Origin of the sequence: Flavobacterium sp. N3904 (genome assembly GCF_025947305.1) — a bacterium.
Taxonomy (GTDB): Bacteria; Bacteroidota; Bacteroidia; order Flavobacteriales; family Flavobacteriaceae; genus Flavobacterium.
Window position 1 is genome coordinate 3,571,236 of the sequence record NZ_CP110009.1, and the last position, 24,016, is coordinate 3,595,251.

The following is a 24,016-nucleotide window of genomic DNA, read 5'->3' on the forward strand; positions in this document are numbered from 1 at the left end:
CAGATATAAAAGAGAATAATTTCTTTTTTATCATTAATCCTCTTCAGGAAGGGTTGCGTCCTGATTCACTTTTGGAGTGTCGGTATTTGGGCTTTTGGGTTTAGAAAAATTGATAAAATCAGGATTTAAATTAGAATCTGAATTATCCACTTTTTCTTTTTTGCCTTCACTTTTTAATTTCTTATTTCCTTTGAACATCTTATCAACCAATTCTGTAAAAGTATCAAAATCGACTTCGTATGTAATTCCTAACCCTTGGGTATAACCAATATCCTGCCCCACGTAATTGATGTCATTTTCTTTGTTGAAAGCGTGAAAATTAAAAGTCCCATCTTCATTAATTCTATACTTAACATCAATATCTCCCACAACAGCAGATTCATTTACACCTCCAAAAGGAACTCCAATTTTACCATTTATGGTTATTCTTTCATTGACTTTGGATGAAACTATTGCCTCAAATCGACCATCGGTTTGGGTGCTTGGCCTATTATCCGGAGAAACAATATTAAAATTCATTTCAAATTTTTCATCTTTGGATTGAACAATATCTCCCAACATACTCGTTGCTGTTTCATACAAACTCGAAGCCACAGCCTGATTTGATCCGTCAGGACTTAAAAAATTACCTGTTGACAATAAATATAAGGCTTGTGTTTGTCGAATGTCTTTATCGGCCAATTCTGTTTCAAGTTCCGATTTTAATACACTTGTAATTGTTGGAAATTCAATCATAAAATCAGGCTCAGGACTGGCCAAATCCCCGCGAATACCAATAACAACATCAACTTCTACTTTTTTGTTTACACTCGAATTTGCAATCAATATTGCGGGATTTGCTGCCGTTTTATAAACTGCTTCTAAATTCAATTGTGCTTTCATTGGATTTCCTTCCCAAATAATAGAGCCACCTTTTTTTATTTTAAACTTTTTATCGATTAATCCGCCATATTTAAAATTATAGGTTCCGTCAAATGGCAAGAAATCCCCCCACATATTAAACTTTCCTAAAGTATTAATTTTGAGTAATAAATTTCCGTTTCCTCTACCCTTCATACCGTGACCTGAATTTCTGTCCAAAATCACTTCAACTTCTGCATTGGGAGTGATTTCCAAATCAAATTCTAATTCAAGACCATTGTAATTTTTTGTTTTTTCTATAATTCCATTTTCCAGATTGTATTTTTCTTTTGGAGTTACAAAATGTATAAAACTATTCTCGCCTACACTCTCCGCATTATTTATTGGTATTTTGACTGCTGTTCCTTTTTCGGATTTTGCGTCAACTTTTATAAACAAGCCATCTGCAGGCCCTTTAATAGTTGCAGTTCCATTAATAAACGCAGTTCCAAAATAAGCTGCGTCTTCGCTGTCTTTTGTATCTAGAGCAACTAAACGTTTTGAATTTATGGTCAAATCGAGTTTCCAGTCTGAAAAATTCTTGTGTTCGACAACTCCATTCAAGATCCCAGATGATTTGTATTTTGTATCTGTCAATATAGTGTTTCTAAAAAGAAATTTTTCTCCGGTCAGATCAATTATTGTTTTCTCGTTTAATGCGTAATCAACATTCAGATACGGAATCGTCAAACCTCCTTCATTCACATAAAGACGCCCATTTATTTCAGGTTTTTTTACACTTCCGCCTATAGTTGCATTTCCAGAAACAAGTCCTCGTATATTCGAAATTACATCTCCACCTAAAGAGCTCAAAGTAGCCAAATTAAATTGGTCAAACTTTAAATTTAAATCAAAATTGGTATCCTTGTTTTCAATCTCAAAACTACCATCGGCACTAAAAGATTCAAACATTTTATTTTCAATAGTTGAGTATACAAGAAACTTTTTAAACTCCTTGTCTCCTTTTATATTAAAATTTAAAACACCCAGATCATAATCATTTACATTCAGACTATCAATTACTAGTGAAGCAGTTGGTTCGTATTCAAGCTTGTTTTGCTTATAATTTACTTCCCCATTTAAATTTCCGAAAATTTTAAAACTCTCTTGAGCAGATGTAAACTCATTAACATTTACATCTTTAAACTTTACTTTAAAATCTTTATAATCTTTACCCCTGAAGAGTCCATTAAGTGAAATTTCCTGCCTTTTATTCGATAAAATAAAATCCTCTAAGTTGAATTCTTTCAATTCTTTATCAAATACAATTCTATTGTTTGGCTTGTTCAATTCGTTCAAAAACCACAAACTGTTTTTGAGTTTAATTTCCGATTTACTAAAACCAACAACATTTTTATTTTCTTTATTAATCGTATGATATAAATCCAGATTAAAATAATCTTCCCCTTTTGAACCTCCTTTAAATTCTGTACGGAAGAATAAAGTGTCTTTTGAAGTGACATTTATTAAACTAAAATCCCTAATCTTATACATCTTGGTTTTAATACTGTCCAATTCGATGTAAGCATTATAAAGTGGATTTTTGTTATCAATAGAAATCCTGATATTATCAAATGTATTATCAGAGGCAGTAATTACTGGCGAATTAAAATTAAATTTAAATTCATTAATATCGGAATTTATGTTTCCTCTTACAATGGTGTTTTCACTAATTTTTATTTCAGGAAAAAAAACTTCAACAATTTTACTGTATACATTAAAATTGAATTTTAAAAACTGGCCTTTATTCACTTTCAGAGGTTTGTAATTTGTATATAAACTTCCGAGTGAATTTGAAACAAGACTTTTTAATTCTGAAAACTTATACTTGCCAACAATTTCTCCATCCGCAATATCAGGCGAAGTTACTTTGATTGTTCGTATTCTTTTTTCATCAAAACTAGAATTTATATTAAAATCATCAAACTCATAATTGTCTTTAGAATTGGTGTAGTTTGCCGTATTTACATAAATATTACCATGAATATCCTCGATAGTATTCCCTTGTAAATCGACAATTATGTCTCCTTTAAATTGCGAAATAGTATCATTTACAAATTTTAATTTATGCAACTCCGCTTTGTCAATTTTTATTTGAAAATCATACTTTTTCTCTTTTTGGCTCAAATCGACCAAGCCATCAAAATTCATTTTTAGATTTGGGTCGTTTACAGTAACTGTACCTTTATATAAAGGCAATTTAAAATTCCCGTTTAGATTGATATTTTTATAATTATACCCATTGTAATCCATATTTGAAACGACTCCTTTTAGAGATGTATTCAAATATTTTTCAGAAAATCCTTTTCCGTCAACATCAATATTTAAGCTTACTTTAGATAAATCTTTGTTATCTAAAAAATTACCAATATTAAAATCATTCAAAACAACATAACCTACATATGCAGCTTTATCACTTTGATCCATATCCTTAATAGAAAAATTTGACTTAACATGGCCTAATGAAGTAGTCATTGCAAGGTTTGCATGGATTGAAGTTGTTGTAATTTGTGAATTCCCAACTATTGATATATCGCCTAATTTTTTGAGTATAATTGGCAATTTCGGACCCAAAACATTTGGAAGAATACGAATCAAATCATCATAATTGGTAGTCAGTTTATCAAACTTCCCATTCATATAAAATTTTTGATCTTTGTCTCCCAACAGATTTTTAAAATTAATAAACCCCTCTAATTGGGTATTTCTATTGTCTTTCAAACTTAAATCCAAAAATTTTAGATTGTTTAACGGGCCCGTAATATGGGCTTTCATTCTAAAATATTGATATTTTGCCAATTCATCATAAAAACAGCGAATATCATTTGAAGCTAAAGTTGCTTTATCTATTTTAAAATCGAACTCTACTTTATTTTGAAAATCGGAGAAATCTTCAATTGCATAGTTCAAAGTTACATTGCCCTTCACACTTGATTCCTTGGTTTTTAACTCCATTTTCTCAAGTTTCATATGTTGCTGTGTAAAACTGTAAAGTCCTTTTACGTTTTCTACATACAAACCTCTATGATCCAAGAAAGACATTTTTTGAATATTGGCATACACTTCGGGTCCATATATTTTAAAATTCGCTACAGAAATATTCAATCGTGTAAAATCGACTGCTTTTGGAGTTTCATTATTTTCATCCGTTAATATAAAATGTCCATTTGACAAATCAATTTTTGATGCTGTTAATAAAAAATGTTTTTCTGATGGTGTTTTGCTTGGAGGACCAAAAGCGTCAATAAAATAATCAAGATTGGTTTTCTTCTCTTTTTTGTAAGTCTTTAGATTAAAAACTACTCCGTCCATAATCAAATCCCCAAAAATTAAGTCTCCGTCTAATAATCGTTTGGCTCCAAGTATTGTGGTATTTATTCTTTTGGTATAAATTAAAGTATCATTATGGTGGTCTAAAATCAAAACTTTTTTAAATTTTACACCACCAAAAACAGTTAACTGCACTTCATCAATATTCATATTAAGACCAAAATCATCATTGATGCTTTTCATGAAATATTGGGCAAGTTTTGTTTGCACACTTGGTAGAGTAAGGGCAATGAAACATACTAACAAAAGTAATATTAGCCCCAGTAGTGTACGAAATACTATTTTTTTAATTTTTTTGATTGGTGTCCTATTTTAATTTTTTGCAAAAAAAACATTTTGCCTGTGGAAATGACAATACCTTAAATAAAAAATCTTTAATTTTGGCATCGCTGTAAAAATACTATTTTTATAGTAATACATCAAATATAGTTCAAAATTTCATCCTTATTTATGCAAAATTCCGAGGTTTTTATACTTGCCATCGAAAGTTCTTGCGATGATACTGCTGCCGCTGTTTTACATAACGACAATGTGTTGTCTAATGTTGTTGCCAATCAGTTAATTCACAATCAATATGGTGGCGTAGTTCCTGAACTTGCTTCTAGAGCACACCAGCAAAATATTGTTCCTGTAATAGATGCAGCATTAAAAAAGGCAAATATCAAAAAAGAACAATTATCAGCAATTGCATTTACGCAAGGACCGGGACTTATGGGTTCATTATTGGTTGGAAGTTCTTTTGCAAAATCTTTGGCTTTGGCTTTGAACATTCCGTTAATAGCTGTAAACCATATGCATGCCCATATTCTGGCACATTTTATTGATGAAGAAGGATTTGACAAACCTTCATTTCCTTTTTTGGCATTGACAATAAGTGGCGGACACACTCAAATAGTTCGTGTAAATGATTTTTTTGACATGCAAATTATAGGAGAAACTACTGATGATGCTGTAGGAGAAGCTTTTGACAAAAGTGCCAAAATATTAGGACTTCCCTATCCCGGTGGCCCTTTGGTAGACAAACATGCACAAGTTGGGAACCCTAAAGCTTTTGCGTTTACAAAACCAAAAGTTCCTGGATTGGATTTTAGTTTCTCTGGTCTAAAAACGGCAATTTTATATTTTATTCAAAAGAAAAAAATAGAAAACCCCAATTTTGTAAATGAAAATCTAAATGATATTTGTGCTTCGATTCAGCATACTATAATTGAAATACTGATGGACAAATTAAAATTGGCGGAAAAGGAAACAGGTATCAATCAAATAGCGATTGGCGGTGGAGTTTCTGCTAATTCCGGTATTCGTAAGACATTAAAAGAAGCTGAAAATAAATACGGATGGAAAACATTTATTCCTAAATTTGAATACACCACCGATAATGCTGCAATGATTGGAATTGTAGGTTATCAAAAATTCTTATCTGAAAAATTCGAAACATCAACAGTTGTTTCAAAAGCACGAATACAATTTTAATTATGCAATTATTTTATAACCCTACAATTACTGAAACTACCGAAAGCTTTTCTTTTGACAAAGAAGAAAGCAAACATATTATTAAGGTATTGCGCAAAAAAGATACCGATATATTATTTGTAACCAATGGACTGGGACTTCTATTCAAAACTGAAATAACATTAGCATCCGATAGCAAATGTACCGTTCAAATTATTTCAGTTGAAAAATCAGAAACTCCAAAACACAAATTACATCTGGCTGTTGCACCCACAAAAATGAATGATCGCTTTGAATGGTTTCTCGAAAAGGCAACTGAAATTGGTATTTATGAAATAACACCTGTATTTTGTGACCGCTCTGAGAGAAAAGTAATTAATGCCGAAAGATTTGATAAAATTATATTGTCGGCTATGAAACAATGCAATCAGTTACATCTTCCAAAATTAAATCCTGCAGTATCTTTTAAAGAATTTATAAAACTTAAAAATGAAGGATTACAACTCATCGCTCATTGTGAAGAGACAGATAAAAAAACCTTGAAATCAATTTTGAAGCCCAACGAAAATTGCACTATACTAATTGGCCCTGAAGGCGATTTTTCTGAAAAGGAAATTGTATTGGCCTTAGAAAATAACTACATTGCTGTATCGCTTGGCAACACAAGATTACGAACAGAAACTGCTGCAATTGTAGCTTGTCACAGTGTTGTTTTTGTAAATGAAATTTAAGTTTTAATTACGCTAAAACGCTTCGATGAAAAAAGTATGTTTATTTTTATTTTTAGTTTCATTCTCTTGTTTTGCTCAGGAAATTGCTCTTGTAAAATATAGTGGCGGTGGAGATTGGTATGCAAATCCAACTTCATTACCCAATTTAATAAAATATTGCAATGCCACTATCAACACAAAAATAAACCCTAAGCCAAGAACTGTAGAGCCTAGTAGTCCAGATTTACTATCGTATCCTTTTGTACACATGACAGGTCATGGAAATGTAGTCTTTAGCGAAGAAGATCTAAAAAACCTTAGAAATTACTTATTGGCAGGCGGCTTTCTTCATATTGATGATAACTATGGAATGGATCAATATATTCGAAAAGAAATTAAAAAAATATTCCCAAACAATGACTTAGTTGAGATTCCCGCCTCTCACCCAATTTTCCAGAAACCATTTCCTTTCCCTAATGGATTACCCAAGATTCATGAACATGATGGCAAAAGACCACAAGCATTTGGAATATTTATTGAAAATAAATTAGTGCTGTTATACACTTTCGAATGCGATTTGGGCGATGGTTGGGAAGATCCCGAAGTCCACAATGATCCTATTGATGTTCGTGAAAAAGCATTAAAGATGGGAGCTAATATCATTAACTATATCTTCACTAATTAGTTATTAAAAGTTTTAAAAAATCATAATTTACTTTATTTCAAGAAATTATGTTAGTAAAACATTTAATTTGTAAAATTTAGCACTCCTTACCTTACATTATTTTTAAGTGAAACGCAAACAAACAAGTTTAATTTAATTGTTAATAAGATTTTTACTACGTAAAATTACCCAAATTACTCTTGTCCAAGTCAATAAAACCGTTCTTTTTGAATAATTAGTATAATATCTGTTAAAAAACATTGTTGTTTTAACATTTTTGTTATAAAATTGTAAAATAATTAACCAAACAAACTTTTTTATAACAAACTATTATTACTATGAAAAAATTAATTTTATCAGCGTTAGCATTCACAATGCTTTTTTCTTGTCAAAACGACCAAAACGAAGGTTCAGATGTTACAAATGCAAATGCAGTTACACAACGAAAATGTGCAACACAAGATGTTCTTGAAGCCCAATTAAAAGCAGATCCAACATTAGCAATCAGAATGAACGAAATCGAAGCTTTTACACAAAAAGCTATTTTAACAAAACGCTTAGTAAATGGAAAAATAGAAATTCCTGTGGTTGTAAATGTTTTATACAGAACAACTGCCGAAAATATTTCAGCTGCTCAGATTCAATCACAAATTGATGTTTTAAACAAAGATTTCAATGCATTAAACTCGGATTTTAATTCTGTTCCAGCTCTATTTGCTGGTGTGAAGGCAAATGTAGGTATTACATTTGTGTTGGATCAAGTTATTAGAAAATCGACTACCAAGACATCTTGGGGAACTACTGACGCAATGAAAAAAACAAGTAAAGGCGGCCTCGCACCAACATCTCCAACTACAAAACTTAACTTATGGGTTTGTACAATTGGTGGCGGTATATTAGGCTATGCACAATTCCCTGGAGGTTCTTCTGCAACTGATGGAGTTGCAATTGATTCAAAATATTTTGGATTATCTGGCTCTGCAAATGCACCATACAACCTAGGCAGAACTGCAACACATGAAGTTGGGCACTGGATGAATTTAAGACACATTTGGGGAGATGCAAATTGTGGTAGTGATTTAGTATCTGATACACCTACTCATAATGACGCTAATTATGGGGTTCCAGTATATCCGCATTATAGCACTTGTACAGGAACTCCTGTTGAAATGACTATGAATTATATGGATTATACAGATGATAACGCGATGTATATGTTCTCCACAGGACAAAAAAGCAGAATATCAGCCATATTTTTGTCTGGAGGATCAAGAGCATCATTTAGATTGTAATTTTTTTTGACATTAGAATTTAAAACTCGCTACTTATTAGCGAGTTTTTTTATCTTTATAACTTAATTTAAAGATATGATTTCTTCAAGAATTTTAGCAAATGGAATATTAAGAGCAATTGCAACCATTGTAATTATTTGTTTAATTCTATTTTTTTTATACCAAATTCAATCTGTATTAATTTACCTTTTGGTTTCGTTAATTCTAACCTTAATTGGAACTCCTATATTGGTTTTTCTAAAAAGGAGATTAAAATTTAAACATACCTTTGCCACTATTACCACTCTGGTAATTTACATTTTAATAATATCAGGTTTTATAATGATGTTTATTCCATTAGTCATTTCTCAAGGGCAAAATTTATCACTATTGAATACCGTGAAAATTGAAGAAAATAGCTTAAAACTTATCAATCAAATAGGAGCTTTCCTGGAAAGCCATCATATTGATTCCTCAAAAATATTGAGTTCGTCAAACTTAAGCTCCAAAATAAATTTTAACATATTGCCCAACTTTTTAAATTCAATATTAGGAACAATCAGTAATTTTGGAATGGGATTGGGTTCTGTATTATTCATTACCTTTTTCTTTCTAAAAGATAGAGAAATGTTTTTGAATGGAGCCAAATTATTAATTCCTGATACCCACGAAGAAAAAATATTAAACTCTTTAGAAAAAATCAACCACTTACTTTCTAGGTATTTTATTGGTTTACTGCTGCAATTATTTATCGTATTTATTTTATATACTGTTGTCTTGTTTATATTTGGCATCCCAAATATTTTAGTAATTGCTTTTTTGTGCGCAGTTTTAAATATTATTCCATATATAGGCCCCTTAATTGCTTCTATATTAGCAGCACTATTAACAATGTTAAGCAATTTGGGAAATGACTTTCAATCTGAAATAATACCAACAACAATATATGTTTTAATTGGATTTTGGATCGTACAAGTAATTGATAATAACGTATCACAACCCGTTATATTTTCAAAAAGTGTTAGTTCGCATCCGCTAGAAATATTTCTAGTCATCTTAATAGCAGGATTTTTATTTGGAATATTAGGGATGATAATTGCAGTTCCTTTGTACACTATTATAAAAGTAATTTGCAAAGAATTTTTTCCTGAAAATAAGTTTATTCAACTCATAACTAAAAACATCTAAATTGAATTTTGACCTAATAAATCCTGAAATACAGGAATTTATCAATTTAAATATTGGTGAGAATATCTCTAAATTGGCACTTCAAAAGAATCCATTTCCTATTGTTGAATGGGTTTCTATTTTAAATCAAATTTCCGCAAAAACAAAAGCCAAAGACAAATTGCCAACTTGGTTTGCAACTCAAAATATTATTTATCCAAGTAAAATATCTGTAGAACAAACCTCTTCAGAAAAAACGGCAATTTATAAGGCTTCAATTGTTTCAGGCGAAAACCTAATAGATTTAACCGGAGGATTTGGTGTAGATGATTACTTTTTTTCGTTAAAAGTCAAAAATATAATCCATTGTGAAATCAATATAGAATTATCAAATATTGTAAAGCATAATTTTAAGCAATTAAGTGCAAATAATATCACTTGTTATGCAGAAGATAGTTTTGAAACGCTATCCAATTTAAAAACAAAATGGGATTGGATTTACATTGATCCTTCAAGGAGAAATGACACCAAAGGCAAAGTCTTTATGCTCAAAGATTGTTTGCCAAATGTACCCGAGAATCTTGATTTTTATTTCAAAAAAACAAATTCAATACTAATAAAGACAGCTCCGATTCTTGATATTTCTGCAGGAATTACTGAATTAAAACATATAAAATCAATACACCTTGTAGCAGTTGAAAATGAAGTTAAAGAATTATTATGGGAATTAAGAAAAGACTATACCGAAACCATAACAATTAAAACTATTAATATTGCAAAAGAGAAAAAAGAAGTTTTTGATTTTAAAATAAATAAGGTTACAAAAACTCCATCTTATAGCTTACCGCAAAGATTTATATACGAACCCAATAGCGCCATAATGAAATCGGGAGGTTTTGATGAAGTCGCGCTCTTCTATGATTTAAATAAACTCCATAAGCATTCTCATTTATATACTTCTGATGAACATATGACATTCCCAGGAAGAATTTTTGAAATCGAAAAATCATTTTTGTATCATAAAAACGAAATGAAACTTTACCTAGAAAATAAAAAAGCAAATATCACAACCAGAAATTTTCCAGAAAGCGTTGAAAACATAAGAAAAAAATGGAAAATTAAAGAAGGAGGTAATTTGTATTGTTTTTTTACAACCGATGTAAATAATAATAAAATTGTTTTAATTTGCACCAAAATAAAATAATAATGAAATACGTACTTACTGTAACTATTAGCTTTTTAAGCTTCGTTCTTTTTGCTCAAAAACCATGTGAATATGCAGCCAATGTCACAGATTCTATTGGTACCTATAAAGTAACCAAAGAATATTTAATAACAGAGAAAATATTTGGAGGTAATGCAAATTACATTTTCTATTCTTTAGCATTAACAGATGGAATACCAACGTTAAATGTGCAACTTATTCAAAAAAGCAAAGATTTCATAAAAGCAAATTGCTTTGATAAAGATTCCAAATTATATCTACAACTTCAAAATGGAAAAATTGTTACTCTTGTACATATCGATCAGGAAAGTTGTGGTACAATGATTCGAGACGATAAAGGATATGACAACAGAGTCAAATCGGGGATTTTTATGTTTATGAAAGATAATTATGAAGATTTAAAAACATCTCCTGTTTCTTTGATGAGAATCAAATACTTGACTGATACTGAAGATTATGTTTTCAAAAAAGAATTCACATCAGAACTGGATGGAAAAATTTATAAGCCTGAAAACTATTTTATAGATAACATACGTTGCATAGAATAAAATATTATATGCAAAAAAAAAACATTTTCAAAACAGGAGTAAATCCAATTGAAAAATTTTTTTTATGCTAAATATTTTTTTTCTTCATCATCATTTTTCTCTAAACTAATGACGTAGTTTTTTACATTTCTAACAACAAGAGGAACTAATAAACCAACAATCACTACTTCTACGAACGTGATACCAGATTTATTTTCTGGACCAATACACTTAAAAAAACTATTTTGTAATATTCTTTTCATACAAAGACACAAGGTGTTATAAAAATGACATTTTACATTCCAAATCAATATTTAGAATTATGTCGATTTAATATTAATTTGAATCAAAAATTTAAATTTACTAAAAAAGCACAAATCACTGTTTTTAAATGATTTGCGGCGCGAAAGTAATTATATAATTCAATTAAAACACAAAATAATCGATGAAATACACAATAAATTAATATAAATAAATATTTTCTTTCAAAAAACGCAACAATCAAGTTATTAAGAACTTACAAATTGATTTATAATTTGAAAACAAAAGGAAGGAATTATGGAATAAGGTTGAACGCTCAAGGATCTAATAATGATTGAATAAAAAAAAGCAAACCTATTTTTTGGAAATAAAAATTCAATTACATTCCCATCTAAAATTGGAAACTTTATCATTTAAAGCTTCTTTTAAATTATAATGCCACCATTCCGAATCAAAAGAATTGAATTTTTCTTTGATCATAATTCTTTTAAGTAGCTCTCTATTTTCAATTATTTCATGAGAAAATTTAAAATAATCATGACTTGCTTCAACTCCAAAAAAGTCAAAAGGAGTGCCCATATCCAATTCTTTTCCTTCAAAATTGACTAAAGTAATATCTACAGCTCCTCCTCTATTATGAATCGAACCTTTGCTAGGATTTGCAACATACTTTGGATTTGAAACAATTTCCCACATTCGTTTTTGAATATCTAAAGGTCTGTAGCAATCGAAAATTTTAATTTTCAACCCTTTTTTTTGAAATCTATTGTTGGCGTCTATAAGCGCTTTTACAGTTTTGTATCGCAAATAGCATTCGGCACAATCGTACACTTTAGATTTCAAAAAATTATCAACGGTAGCATATTTCATATCATATACAAAATCGTCGCTGTAATCTTTTAGATTAACAAAAGTAGTATCATTCAGAGGAGGTAATGATTTTGTCTGCTTTTTATCATTCTGCGAATAACCATTAACAAATTGCAAAAGGAAAAAGAAAAATAACAATGGTCTAAAAGGGAAAATCATAAGAATTAAATTTCCATAAAAATAAGAAAATTTAAAAAGTAAATAGGAAAGTATTTAAAACAAAAAAACGATACTAGAAATAGTATCGTTTTAAGTGAAGGCAGAAGGATTCGAACCTTCGACCGCCTGCTTAGAAGGCAGGTGCTCTATCCAGCTGAGCTATGCCTCCATTGCTCTTGAATATAATTTGTCGGGGTGGCAGGATTCGAACCTGCGGCCTCCTGCTCCCAAAGCAGGCGCGATAACCGAGCTACGCTACACCCCGAATTCAATAAATATTTATTTTATGAAATACCAACCGATATTTAAGTTTTGCTAAAACTCTTAACATAAAAAAAATAAGCGGAGAGACAGGGACTCGAACCCTGGCACCGATCACTCGATGACAGTTTAGCAAACTGCTCCATTACCACTCTGGCACCTCTCCAAAACCTCAGGAAACGTGTCCTGTTTTGCGGTTGCAAATTTAAGACATGTTTACGTTTCTCACAACTATTTTGGTTCTTTTTTTAAATATTTTTTACTGTTTTATTAAAAAGACCTTACAATCAAACATATAGATACGACTACCGAAAATAACAAAGATGCTCTTTTTATCCAAAAACAATAGTAAAGTAAGATTTAAACCGAAATGAATTGTTGAACAAATTTTATTTGATTAATAACTTTGCTTTGAAATATATTTCGATATTACTGAAAAAGTAATCCTCATTCAATATTAAAAAATTATCGATTTAGTCGAATTTTTAATATAAAATACGAATTTGTTAATAATATACTATTTTTAGTTGCATTAAAATTTGAATTCGTTGAAAAAAGTTTAAATTTGCTTTATAAATCAACATATAGTAAACATGAACAAAAGAGTTGTTATCGTTTCTGCAGTTAGAACACCTATCGGCAGTTTTATGGGGGGATTATCTACTGTTGCAGCTCCAAAATTGGGTGCTGTAGCTATAAAAGGAGCCTTAGATAAAATACAATTAGATCCAAATTTAGTCGATGAAGTTTACATGGGGAATGTAGTTCAAGCTGGAGTAGGTCAAGCGCCTGCGCGACAAGCAGCCATATACGCTGGGCTTTCGAATGAAGTTGCTTGTACAACAATCAATAAAGTATGCGCCTCTGGCATGAAAGCTGTAATGCTTGGTGCTCAAGCCATACAATGTGGCGATGCAGAAATTGTAATTGCTGGCGGTATGGAAAATATGAGTTTGATCCCGCACTATATGCACCTAAGAAACGGCACAAAATTTGGCCCAAGCACTATGGTTGACGGTCTGCAAAAAGATGGACTTACAGATGCTTATGACAACAATGCAATGGGAGTTTGTGCTGATTTATGCGCGTCTGAATACAATTTTTCGAGAGAAGATCAAGATAATTTTGCAATGCAATCTTATGAACGCTCAGCAAAGGCTTGGAGTGAAGGAAAATTCGACAATGAAATTGTGCCAGTTCCTGTACCTCAAAGAAAAGGAGACCCTATATTATTTTCAAAAGACGAAGAATACACAAATGTTTCTCTAGATAGAATACCTACCTTAAATGCTGTTTTCACGAAGGATGGTACTGTTACAGCAGCTAATGCTTCAACTATAAACGATGGAGCGGCTGCAGTAGTGTTGATGAGTGAAGAAAAAGCAAAATCTTTAGGCTTAAAGCCATTAGCATTTATAAAAGGATATGCAGACGCTGCGCAAGAACCAAAATGGTTTACTACCAGTCCCGCAAAAGCAATCCCAAAAGCCTTAGCCAAAGCCGAATTGTCAATTGATGATGTTGATTATTTTGAATTCAATGAAGCCTTTTCAGTAGTCGGATTGGCAAATTCTAAAATACTGGGTCTGAACAATGATAAAGTAAATGTAAACGGAGGAGCTGTTTCCCTAGGACATCCACTTGGCTGCTCTGGCGTACGCATTATTGTGACCTTATTAAACGTATTAGAACAAAATAATGCAAAGATTGGTGCAGCAGCTATTTGCAATGGCGGCGGAGGTGCATCTGCAATTGTTATTGAAAGAATTATTTCATAGCTTTGTTTTCAACGAGGGAATAAAACTCGATTTTATAAGAAATACGGATTGAAAATCATTAATTTTACCAATATTTTTAATTCGTATTTTCTAATTTCTAATTTATATAAATGTTTGGAATTTGTAATTTAGCCATAATCCCACTTCGAGCTGAAGCTAGTGATAAAAGCGAAATAGTTTCTCAAGTTTTATTTGGAGAGCATTTTGAAGTTTTGGAACAACTAAAACAATGGTCACGCATAAAACTGCAATATGACGATTACGAAGGCTGGATAGACAGCAAACAGACTCAGTCAATAACAGAATCAAATTATCAACAACTATCTTCGGACGCTATAATACTTAATGCCGATTTAATTGAATATATTACAGGACCTTCCAATTTATTAATTCCAATTCCATTAGGATCGTCATTGTCATTTTTAAATTATAATGAAATAAACACAGCAAATTTTGGTTTTGAAGGATCAAAAGTAAGTGGTATAAAACCAAAGAAAAACCTTTTAAATTCAGCATTTATGTATCTCAATGCCCCCTATTTATGGGGAGGTAAAACACCATTTGGCATTGATTGTTCTGGTTTCACTCAAATGGTTTACAAACTAAATGGATATAAATTACTACGCGATGCATCTCAACAAGCTTTACAAGGTGAGGCTTTAAGTTTTATAGAAGAAAGTGAACCAGGTGATTTAGCTTTTTTCGACAATGATGAAGGAAAAATAATTCACGTAGGCATTATAATGGAAAACAATTACATCATACATGCAAGCGGCAAAGTACGAATCGATCGTTTGGATCATTTGGGCATATACAACGCTGAAACCAACAAACATACCCATAAACTTAGAGTAATTAAAAAAATAATATAAAAAAAATGCTAGAAAATATCTAGCATTTTTTTTAAAGTAAAGTTTTTTTACATAGTAGATTTTAAAGCATTATAATCGTCCATCATATCTAATGATCTATAAACTCCCATAAGTGATTTGACCACATCTTGATTTTTAGGTTCTATAGCCAAGGCCTTTTTTAAATAAGGAATAACACTTTTTACCAAATTATCTTTTTTAATTTTTAATTTGTCATATTGTTCCATTTCACTAGGTGTATTTCCCAAATTATTCATCTCATCAACAATAGATTTTTTAGACTCTAATTTTACATAGGCAATATTGATATAAGCATCAATATATTTAGGATCTATTTCTAAAACTACATTATAACAAGCTTCAGCCTTTGCAGCATCATTCTTTTCAAGATAGATATATGCTAAATTTTTGTTTATTTCTAATTTTTTAGAAGGTGAAAATTCATCTCTTGGCTTTTCATAAAGCCCAGAATCAATATTAAGCTTCCTTACATTAGCAGAAACAAAGGCCTCTTCTTTTTTTGTTTTTTTATCCGTAGCATAATAAATAATTCCTTTGCCGGAATAATTAATTGCTTTTAATTCTTCATAATATTTGATTGCCGAATCATAATCTTTCACGGTCATTGAAGAAGAAGCCGCATTAAATAAATTTAAAGTATCTTTTTTGTCCAGCAAATAGACTTTATAACTTTTCTCTGCACTTTCTTTATATTTTCCTATTTTATAATCTTCAATAGCTCCATTTACAAGCTTAGATTTCATCTCCTTTAATGCCGCATTTGCCTGCAAAGTATACTTGTATTTTTCTGCTTCATTTTCTGCTCTAAGCAATTCTTGATAGGCTTCGGAAGCTAAAGAAAAATTATTAGGCACATCAATATTTTTAGAAACCAAGTCTTTATAAATGTTACCCCTCAAAAAATAAAAATCAGATTTATCTTCATCTGTAGCATTAATAATAAGGTATTCTGTTGTTTTTAAAACACCTAGTGCATCTTGAGGCTTTCCGTTTGCAAACATTTCCTGAGCATTTTTTATTTGAGCCTTTTGAGCATACAATCCAGCATTTATCAATAATACTATTGATAGCATTACAAATTTTCTTTTCATTAGTTTAGGTTTAAAATTAAAAATAGATTTCGGGTTTTTATCTTTAAAAAAAATATAATATATTTTAAATTATACATTTTTATTATATATATTTTTTTTGTCTAAAATAGTAATAATTTAATAATTCCAAGAAAAAAATAATAATATTTATTCAATATTGGGAAATTAATTATCAAATTAATTTTGAGCTGTAAAATTTGAATGTGTGAAAGAATAGCCTGAAAGAAAAAACACATTATGCAAATATGTAATTAGAATCTTTTTAAAATTTTAGCTCAATTAATTTGAATAACGAATTCACATTTATGGCTGCCCTAAAACAATAAGAAATTTTCTGTTCAAACAATAAGTATATACGACAAAATATTTAACTAAAATGCAGCAACTTAGACTGAAATTAAAAAAACTGGTATTTTATAAGATTTTTTTATCTATAAAATACCAGTTTCACTCTTTATACAACAAACCTAATCAATGTCATTCCCAAAAGAAGATCATCATATTAGTAAGAATCAAATTTTATTTATAATTGTTTTATAAAAAACAAAGAAAATTAAAAAGTCTACATTTTTGCTTTCAAAGCTTTGTACTCTGTTGTCATTTCCAATGCGCTATAAACATTAAGTAAAGTTTTAGAAACATCAACATTTTTCGGTTCCAATTCAACAGCTTTTTCAAGATAAGGTATTGTACTTCTAAACAAATCTTCTCTATTCTTTTTCAAAACATTATAGCGTTTCATATCACTAGGAGAAGTTCCTAATTTATTCATCTCATCAATGATTACTTTTTCATCTTCCAATTTCATGGCTGCCATATTGATATATGCATTTATGTATTTGGGATTCAATTCAATAACTTTATTGTAAAATTTTTCTGCCTCAGCATAATTTTTCGCACCAGCACTAACTACACCTAAATTAAAAATTAAATCTACATCATTAGGATTTTTCTGTAATGCCTCAGCTATTAATTTTTTATAGGTATCCATATCCTTTGTTTCAAGATATAAATTAGCTTCTGTTAAAATTAATGAAGTATCATCCGGATTCGTAATTCTAGCATCAGAAACTGCCTTTTTGGCTTCGAGAATTTTTCCTTCCTGCACATAAATCAATGCTATGTTTTTATAAATCTCACCTCTTTTTGAAGGAACTTCTTCTGTTCTTGGTTTTTCATGGGTTCCCATTTTTACCAATCTATCTCTGTCCGCAGCTGTTTTGAAAAAATCTTCCTGATTATTTACTTTGTTCACAGCATAATAATATGTTGCTTTTCCAGAATAGTTCAATGCTTTTAGCTCCTCGTACAATTTAAGAGCAGAAACATAATCTTTTGCATTTACATAAGTCGATGCTGCATAATAAAGGTTAATCGTGTCATTTTTATCCAACTCGTATGCATCGTACAACTTTATGGCGCCTTCTGCATCTTTATTAACTTTTGTATCCGCAATTGCAGCATTAATTAGTTTATTTTTTATTTCTGAAATAGAAACTGTTGCCTGAGCCGAATACTTCGTCTTTCCAGAAGCTTTTTCTAACTCCACTAATTCTTGATACGCTTTTGCTGCAAGACTCAAATTTTTATCTGCCTCCACATTTTTATTAGCTAAATCTAACAATGCATTTCCTTTTACAAATAAGAATTGTGCCTTTTCTGCATCAGGAGCATTTACAGACAAATATTCTGCTCCATCCAAAATTGTTATCGCTTCTGCTGAATTTCCTGATTTCAATGCCTTTTCGGCTGCTTTTATTTCATTTTTTTGAGCAAAACTTGCTACTGATAAAAATAATGCTGACGCTATTATTACATATCTACTTTTCATATTAATCTATTTTATATTTATTATTCAATTACTTTTTAATTAGGCTTCATCATCAGATTCCTCTTCGTCTAAATCCTCTTCTTCAACTTCTTCATTGTCCTCTTCATCATCCTCAGTAACGCCTTCGTCTTCTAAAACTTCTAAAACTGGTTTTACTCTTTCAATTGTTTCTGTTTCAATTACATTTCCATCTTCATCAACAACAACTTCTGCAACATCGTCCTTCATTACTTTGGTAACAGCAGCAATAGAATCTTTTCCTTTTAGATTTATCAATTTAACTCCTTGAGTAGCGCGTCCCATTACACGTAAATCTTCTATAGCCATTCTAATTGTCAATCCAGATTTATTGATAATCATTAAATCATCAGCATCAGTAACAGCATTTATTGAAATTAATTTTCCTGTTTTTTCTGTTATATTAAGTGTTTTTACACCTTTTCCTCCGCGATTAGTGATTCTATAAACATCTTCACCGTCTTCATCAACTAATTTGGTACGTTTACCATAACCATTTTCAGTTACTACTAAAATTTGAGAATCATTAATATTATCTTTATCAACAGTAACCATTCCAATTACTTCATCAGTATCGTCTTTCAGTGTAATTCCACGAACCCCTGAAGCTGTTCTTCCCATCGGACGCGTTTTTGTTTCTTCAAAACGAACTAATTTACCAGATTTAACAGCCAATATAATTTGACTTTCACCATTTGTTAATTTGGCTTCTAATAGTTCATCTCCTTCTTTAATTGTAATTGCAGCAACTCCATTTACTCTTGGTTTAGAATATTTCTCTAAAGATGTTTTCTTAACCTGACCTTTTTTGGTTACCATAATTAAATTATGACTGTTGATATAATCCTTGTCTTTTAAATCTTGAGTACAAATAAAAGCTTTCACTTTATCATCACTCTCAATATTCACCAAGTTTTGAATTGCTCTTCCTTTGGCAGTTTTGCTACCTTCTGGAATTTCATATACACGCATCCAGAAGCATTTCCCTTTTTGGGTAAAGAACATCATATATTGATGATTTGTAGCAACAAACATATTTTCCAAGAAATCTTGATCTCTTGTTCCTGCACTTTTTTGCCCTACTCCTCCTCTATTTTGTGTTTTGTATTCAGATAAATTAGTACGTTTAATATATCCTGCATGAGATATTGTAATTACTACATTTTCATCGGCTATCAAATCTTCTATACTTACATCACCTCCTGAATATTCTATTTGAGAACGACGTTCATCTCCATATTTATCACGAATCTCTGTTAGCTCTTCTTTGATTAAAGCTATTCTTAAGTTTACATCTGCTAATAAAGCTTTTAAATGCTCGATCAACTTCATGATTTCTTCGTATTCTGATCTCAATTTATCTTGTTCCAGACCAGTTAATTGACGCAAACGCATTTCTACAATAGCACGAGATTGAATATCAGACAAATTAAATCTTTCTATTAATTTTTCTCTGGCTTCTTCCGTACTTTTAGACGCTTTAATTAACGCAATTACTTCATCAATATTATCAGAAGCAATAATCAAACCTTCCAAAATATGTGCTCTAGCTTCCGCTTTCTTTAATTCAAATTGCGTTCTGCGTGTCACCACATCATGGCGATGTTCAACGAAATAATGAATCAGATCCTTCAAATTCAACATTTGTGGACGGCCCTTTACAATTGCAATATTATTGACGCTGAAAGAAGACTGTAATTGTGTAAACTTATATAGTGTATTCAAAACCACATTTGGCGTGGCATCTCGTTTTAATATATATACGATTCGCATCCCATTTCTATCCGATTCATCTCGAATATTTGCAATACCATCTATTTTCTTTTCGTTTACTAAGTCGGCAGTACGTTTGATCATATCTGCCTTATTCACTTGATAAGGGATTTCAGTAACGATAATACATTCCCGTCCATCCACTTCTTCAAAACCAACTTTGGCTCGCATTACTACTCTACCTCTTCCTGTTTTGAAAGCTTCGCGAACCCCTTCATAACCATATATTATACCTCCAGTAGGAAAATCTGGAGCTTTGATATGCGTCATTAATTCGTCAACTTCAATATCATTATTATCCATGAAAGCCAAAGTACCATTGATCACTTCGGTTAAGTTGTGAGGAGGCATATTTGTCGCCATACCGACTGCAATTCCTGTTGCCCCATTTATTAATAGGGTAGGAACACGAGTTGGCATAACTGTAGGCTCCTCTAATGTATCATCAAAATTTAATTTAAAATCAACTGTTTCTTTATCTATATCTGCCAAAATTTCTTCCGAAATTCTACGCATTCTAGCCTCTGTATAACGCATTGCAGCAGGGCTATCCCCATCTACTGAACCAAAGTTACCTTGACCATCAATCAATAAATAGCGCATACTCCATTCTTGAGCCATACGCACCATGGCGTCATAAACTGAAGTATCTCCGTGTGGGTGATATTTACCAAGGACTTCTCCAACAATTCTTGCGGATTTTTTGTGGGCAGATCTGGAATTAACTCCTAAATCATGCATTCCAAATAGTACTCTTCGATGTACTGGTTTCAAGCCATCTCTAACATCTGGAAGTGCTCTGGATACAATTACTGACATCGAATAATCGATGTAAGCTGTTTTCATTTCATCTTCAATGTTAATAGGAATTAACTTTTCTCCTTCAGACATAATATATACTTAAATTAAAATTATTTTGTTTTCAAAAATCCCGCTAATATAACCTTTCTCAATATGATTTCACTTATAAAGTGACATATTTTTTTTTGATTTATTAACAAATTAATATTGTTATTTGGTTAATAAATTAAGCATACTTTAACGGTAACTTCATCATTTTTTTTGTCAATTAGCCTAAACAGTAAATCAAGGTATGATTTTTGCTTTTCATAAACATATTCACTAAATTTACAATAACAATATATATATTATGGATGATAATTTTTCACCTAGGGTTAAAGACGTTATTACCTATAGCAAGGAAGAGGCACTACGTTTAGGACATGACTTTATAGGTACTGAGCATTTGATGTTAGGTATACTTAGAGATGGTAACGGAAAAGCAATTCATATATTGAATAATCTTTCTGTAGATCTTGAACATTTGCGGAGGAAAGTTGAGATACTAAGTCCCGCAAGTCCTAGTGTTGAAGTGAATGTAGAAAAGAAAAACTTACACCTCACTCGTCAAGCAGAACGAGCTCTAAAAACTACTTTTTTAGAAGCTAAAGTGTTTCAAAGTTCCTCAATAAGCACTGCCCATTTACTATTATGCATCTTACGAAATGAAAATGATCCTACAACCAAGCTATTGAATAAACTCAAAATAGATTATGATATAGCTAAAGAACAATACATCAATATGACTCCAAAAGAAGAAGAATTTTTAGAAAACTTGCCAAAAAACGAATCGTATAATGATGATTCAGGACAAGATGACAGTCTTAAAGAAGGAAATTTCAACAACCCCGCCAACAAATCAAATAAAAAATCTAAAACTCCAGTACTTGACAATTTTGGAAGAGATTTAACAGAGATGGCCGAGGAAGGAAAATTAGACCCTGTAGTAGGACGCGAAAAAGAAATTGAACGTGTTTCTCAAATTTTGAGTCGTCGTAAAAAGAATAATCCTTTATTAATAGGAGAACCAGGAGTTGGTAAATCTGCCATTGCCGAAGGATTGGCTTTACGAATCATTCAAAAGAAAGTTTCCCGTATATTGTTCAACAAGCGTGTAGTAACTCTTGATTTGGCTAGCTTAGTAGCCGGAACCAAATACAGAGGACAGTTTGAAGAACGAATGAAAGCAGTTATGAACGAATTGGAAAAGAATGATGACATCATTCTTTTTATAGACGAAATTCATACTATTGTTGGTGCAGGCGGAGCCACTGGTTCACTAGATGCATCCAATATGTTTAAACCTGCTTTGTCAAGAGGTGAAATTCAATGTATTGGTGCTACTACATTGGATGAATACAGACAATATATTGAAAAAGACGGTGCACTGGAAAGACGTTTCCAAAAAGTAATTGTAGAGCCAACATCTGTTGCTGAAACCATTACTATTTTAAATAACATTAAAGATAAATACGAAGACCATCATAACGTAACGTATACGCCTGAGGCCATTGAAGCCTGTGTTAAATTAACAAACCGTTATATGTCAGAGCGTTTCTTACCAGATAAAGCAATTGATGCACTGGATGAAGCAGGTTCTCGAGTACACATCACCAATATTGATGTTCCAAAACAAATTTTGGATTTGGAACGTCAATTGGAAGAAGTACGCGAATTGAAGAATCTTGTTGTTAAAAAGCAAAAATATGAAGAAGCAGCCAAACTTCGTGATGACGAGAAAAAGATAGAAAAAGATCTTGCAATTGCTCAAGAACAATGGGAAGAAGATTCCAAAAACAACAGAATTCTGGTAACAGAAGACAATGTTGCCGACGTGGTTTCTATGATGACAGGAATTCCTGTAAATCGTATTGCCCAAACAGAAAGTAACAAATTGGCTAAACTTCCTGAACTTATTCAAAATAAAGTTATTGGACAAAACGAAGCGGTCTTAAAAATTGCACGTTCCATTCAAAGAAATCGCGCTGGATTGAAAGATCCAAACCGACCAATTGGTTCCTTTATTTTCTTAGGTCAAACAGGTGTTGGAAAAACACAATTGGCCAAAGTTCTTGCCAAAGAATTATTTGATTCTGAAGATGCCCTAGTTCGAATTGACATGAGTGAATACATGGAGAAATTTGCGATTTCAAGATTAGTTGGAGCGCCTCCAGGATATGTAGGTTATGAAGAAGGAGGTCAATTGACAGAGAAAGTGCGCAGAAAACCATATTGTGTTGTATTACTTGATGAGATTGAAAAAGCACATCCAGATGTTTTCAACATGATGCTTCAAGTTCTTGATGATGGTTTTTTAACTGACAGTTTAGGTCGAAAAATTGATTTCAAAAACACAATTATCATCATGACATCTAATGTTGGAGCTCGACAATTGAAAGATTTTGGTCAAGGAGTTGGTTTTGGAACAGCTGCCAAAGTGGCTCAAGCCGACGACAACTCGAAAAGTATTATCGAAAATGCTTTGAAGAAAACATTTGCTCCAGAATTCTTAAACAGAATTGATGATGTAATTGTCTTTAACACATTAGAAAAAGAAGACATCAATTTGATTATTGAAATCGAATTAAAAAAATTATATGATCGTGTAAAAGAATTAGGCTATCAATTGAATCTTTCTGAAAAAGCAAAAGCATTTATTGCTGATAAAGGTTTTGACAAACAATTTGGCGCTAGACCTTTAAAAAGAGCCATTCAGAAATATGTTGAAGATGCACTCGCTGAAGAAATTATCACTTCAAAAATTGCAACTGGTGACGAAATCTTTATGGATATAGAAGAAGGCGCTCAGGAATTGACTGTAAAAGTTCACAAAGCTGAGGAACCTAGAAACCAAGCAGAAGAGCCTACAAATCAATAATTTACATCATTTTACATAATTATAAACCCGTTACGTTTTAATAACATAACGGGTTTATTCTTTATAGGATAATATCGTATTTTTTAAAAACAAATATTTACATTTGATATATTAAAA

At 31.3% G+C, this 24,016-nt stretch carries 16 protein-coding genes and 3 tRNA genes; 10 read left to right on the forward strand and 9 right to left on the reverse strand.

The window, feature by feature from the left end; genetic code table 11:
* Positions 1-33 precede the first annotated feature (33 nt).
* Positions 34-4,413, reverse strand: a complete 4,380-nt coding sequence (locus tag OLM57_RS15140; protein ID WP_264564528.1) for a translocation/assembly module TamB domain-containing protein — start codon at positions 4,411-4,413, stop codon at positions 34-36.
* Between the two features lie 267 nt (positions 4,414-4,680).
* Here OLM57_RS15140 and tsaD point away from each other — a divergent pair, with 267 nt between their 5' ends.
* The 7 genes from tsaD (at position 4,681) to OLM57_RS15175 (ending at position 11,267) form a co-directional block, all read left to right on the forward strand.
* A complete protein-coding gene (gene tsaD / locus OLM57_RS15145) occupies positions 4,681-5,703 on the forward strand; it encodes a tRNA (adenosine(37)-N6)-threonylcarbamoyltransferase complex transferase subunit TsaD (protein ID WP_264564529.1) in 1,023 nt (340 codons plus the stop codon).
* Positions 5,704-5,705: 2 nt separating this feature from the next.
* Positions 5,706-6,413: a 16S rRNA (uracil(1498)-N(3))-methyltransferase gene (locus OLM57_RS15150; protein WP_264564530.1), complete on the forward strand. Its 708-nt coding sequence runs from the start codon at positions 5,706-5,708 to the stop codon at positions 6,411-6,413.
* Positions 6,414-6,438: 25 nt separating this feature from the next.
* On the forward strand, positions 6,439-7,077 hold the full coding sequence (locus OLM57_RS15155; protein WP_264564531.1) for a DUF4159 domain-containing protein: 639 nt from the start codon (positions 6,439-6,441) through the stop codon (positions 7,075-7,077).
* A gap of 317 nt (positions 7,078-7,394) precedes the next feature.
* Positions 7,395-8,348, forward strand: a complete 954-nt coding sequence (locus tag OLM57_RS15160) for a zinc metalloprotease (protein WP_264564532.1) — start codon at positions 7,395-7,397, stop codon at positions 8,346-8,348.
* A 75-nt stretch (positions 8,349-8,423) separates the two neighbouring features.
* Positions 8,424-9,515 carry an AI-2E family transporter gene (locus OLM57_RS15165; RefSeq protein ID WP_264564533.1) on the forward strand — a complete coding sequence of 364 codons (1,092 nt, stop codon included), beginning with the start codon at positions 8,424-8,426 and terminating at the stop codon, positions 9,513-9,515.
* A gap of 1 nt (position 9,516) precedes the next feature.
* Complete coding sequence (locus tag OLM57_RS15170; protein ID WP_264564534.1) at positions 9,517-10,698, forward strand: THUMP-like domain-containing protein; 1,182 nt, start codon at positions 9,517-9,519, stop codon at positions 10,696-10,698.
* A gap of 2 nt (positions 10,699-10,700) precedes the next feature.
* Positions 10,701-11,267, forward strand: coding sequence for a hypothetical protein (locus OLM57_RS15175; RefSeq protein ID WP_264564535.1), 567 nt, complete (start codon positions 10,701-10,703; stop codon positions 11,265-11,267).
* Between the two features lie 62 nt (positions 11,268-11,329).
* Here the strand turns inward: OLM57_RS15175 and OLM57_RS15180 are convergent, their stop codons facing one another.
* The 5 genes from OLM57_RS15180 to OLM57_RS15200 form a co-directional block, all read right to left on the reverse strand.
* Complete coding sequence (locus OLM57_RS15180) at positions 11,330-11,509, reverse strand: hypothetical protein (protein ID WP_264564536.1); 180 nt, start codon at positions 11,507-11,509, stop codon at positions 11,330-11,332.
* A gap of 373 nt (positions 11,510-11,882) precedes the next feature.
* Positions 11,883-12,536, reverse strand: coding sequence for a M15 family metallopeptidase (locus OLM57_RS15185; RefSeq protein ID WP_264564537.1), 654 nt, complete (start codon positions 12,534-12,536; stop codon positions 11,883-11,885).
* 95 nt (positions 12,537-12,631) lie between these two features.
* Positions 12,632-12,705, reverse strand: a tRNA-Arg gene (locus OLM57_RS15190).
* 21 nt (positions 12,706-12,726) lie between these two features.
* Positions 12,727-12,801: transfer RNA gene (locus OLM57_RS15195), tRNA-Pro, on the reverse strand.
* A gap of 78 nt (positions 12,802-12,879) precedes the next feature.
* Positions 12,880-12,963 (reverse strand) — tRNA-Ser (locus OLM57_RS15200).
* A 427-nt stretch (positions 12,964-13,390) separates the two neighbouring features.
* Between OLM57_RS15200 and OLM57_RS15205 the strand changes: the two genes are divergently transcribed.
* The gene (locus tag OLM57_RS15205; RefSeq protein WP_264564538.1) at positions 13,391-14,575 is read left to right on the forward strand and encodes an acetyl-CoA C-acyltransferase; all 1,185 of its coding nucleotides are present in this window, start codon (positions 13,391-13,393) and stop codon (positions 14,573-14,575) included.
* A gap of 110 nt (positions 14,576-14,685) precedes the next feature.
* Positions 14,686-15,447, forward strand: coding sequence for a C40 family peptidase (locus tag OLM57_RS15210; protein WP_264564539.1), 762 nt, complete (start codon positions 14,686-14,688; stop codon positions 15,445-15,447).
* A 47-nt stretch (positions 15,448-15,494) separates the two neighbouring features.
* Here the strand turns inward: OLM57_RS15210 and OLM57_RS15215 are convergent, their stop codons facing one another.
* The 3 genes from OLM57_RS15215 to gyrA all read right to left on the reverse strand — a co-directional run bounded on the left by OLM57_RS15215 (position 15,495) and on the right by gyrA (position 21,072).
* Entirely contained in the window at positions 15,495-16,559 is a 1,065-nt protein-coding gene (locus tag OLM57_RS15215) for a tetratricopeptide repeat protein (protein ID WP_264564540.1), read from the reverse strand.
* Positions 16,560-17,121: 562 nt separating this feature from the next.
* Positions 17,122-18,390, reverse strand: coding sequence for a tetratricopeptide repeat protein (locus tag OLM57_RS15220; RefSeq protein WP_264564541.1), 1,269 nt, complete (start codon positions 18,388-18,390; stop codon positions 17,122-17,124).
* A gap of 39 nt (positions 18,391-18,429) precedes the next feature.
* Positions 18,430-21,072 carry a DNA gyrase subunit A gene (gene gyrA / locus OLM57_RS15225; protein ID WP_264564542.1) on the reverse strand — a complete coding sequence of 881 codons (2,643 nt, stop codon included), beginning with the start codon at positions 21,070-21,072 and terminating at the stop codon, positions 18,430-18,432.
* 259 nt (positions 21,073-21,331) lie between these two features.
* Between gyrA and OLM57_RS15230 the strand changes: the two genes are divergently transcribed.
* Positions 21,332-23,899 (forward strand): ATP-dependent Clp protease ATP-binding subunit, encoded by a 2,568-nt coding sequence (locus OLM57_RS15230; RefSeq protein WP_264564543.1) that lies wholly within the window; start codon positions 21,332-21,334, stop codon positions 23,897-23,899.
* Positions 23,900-24,016 lie beyond the last annotated feature (117 nt).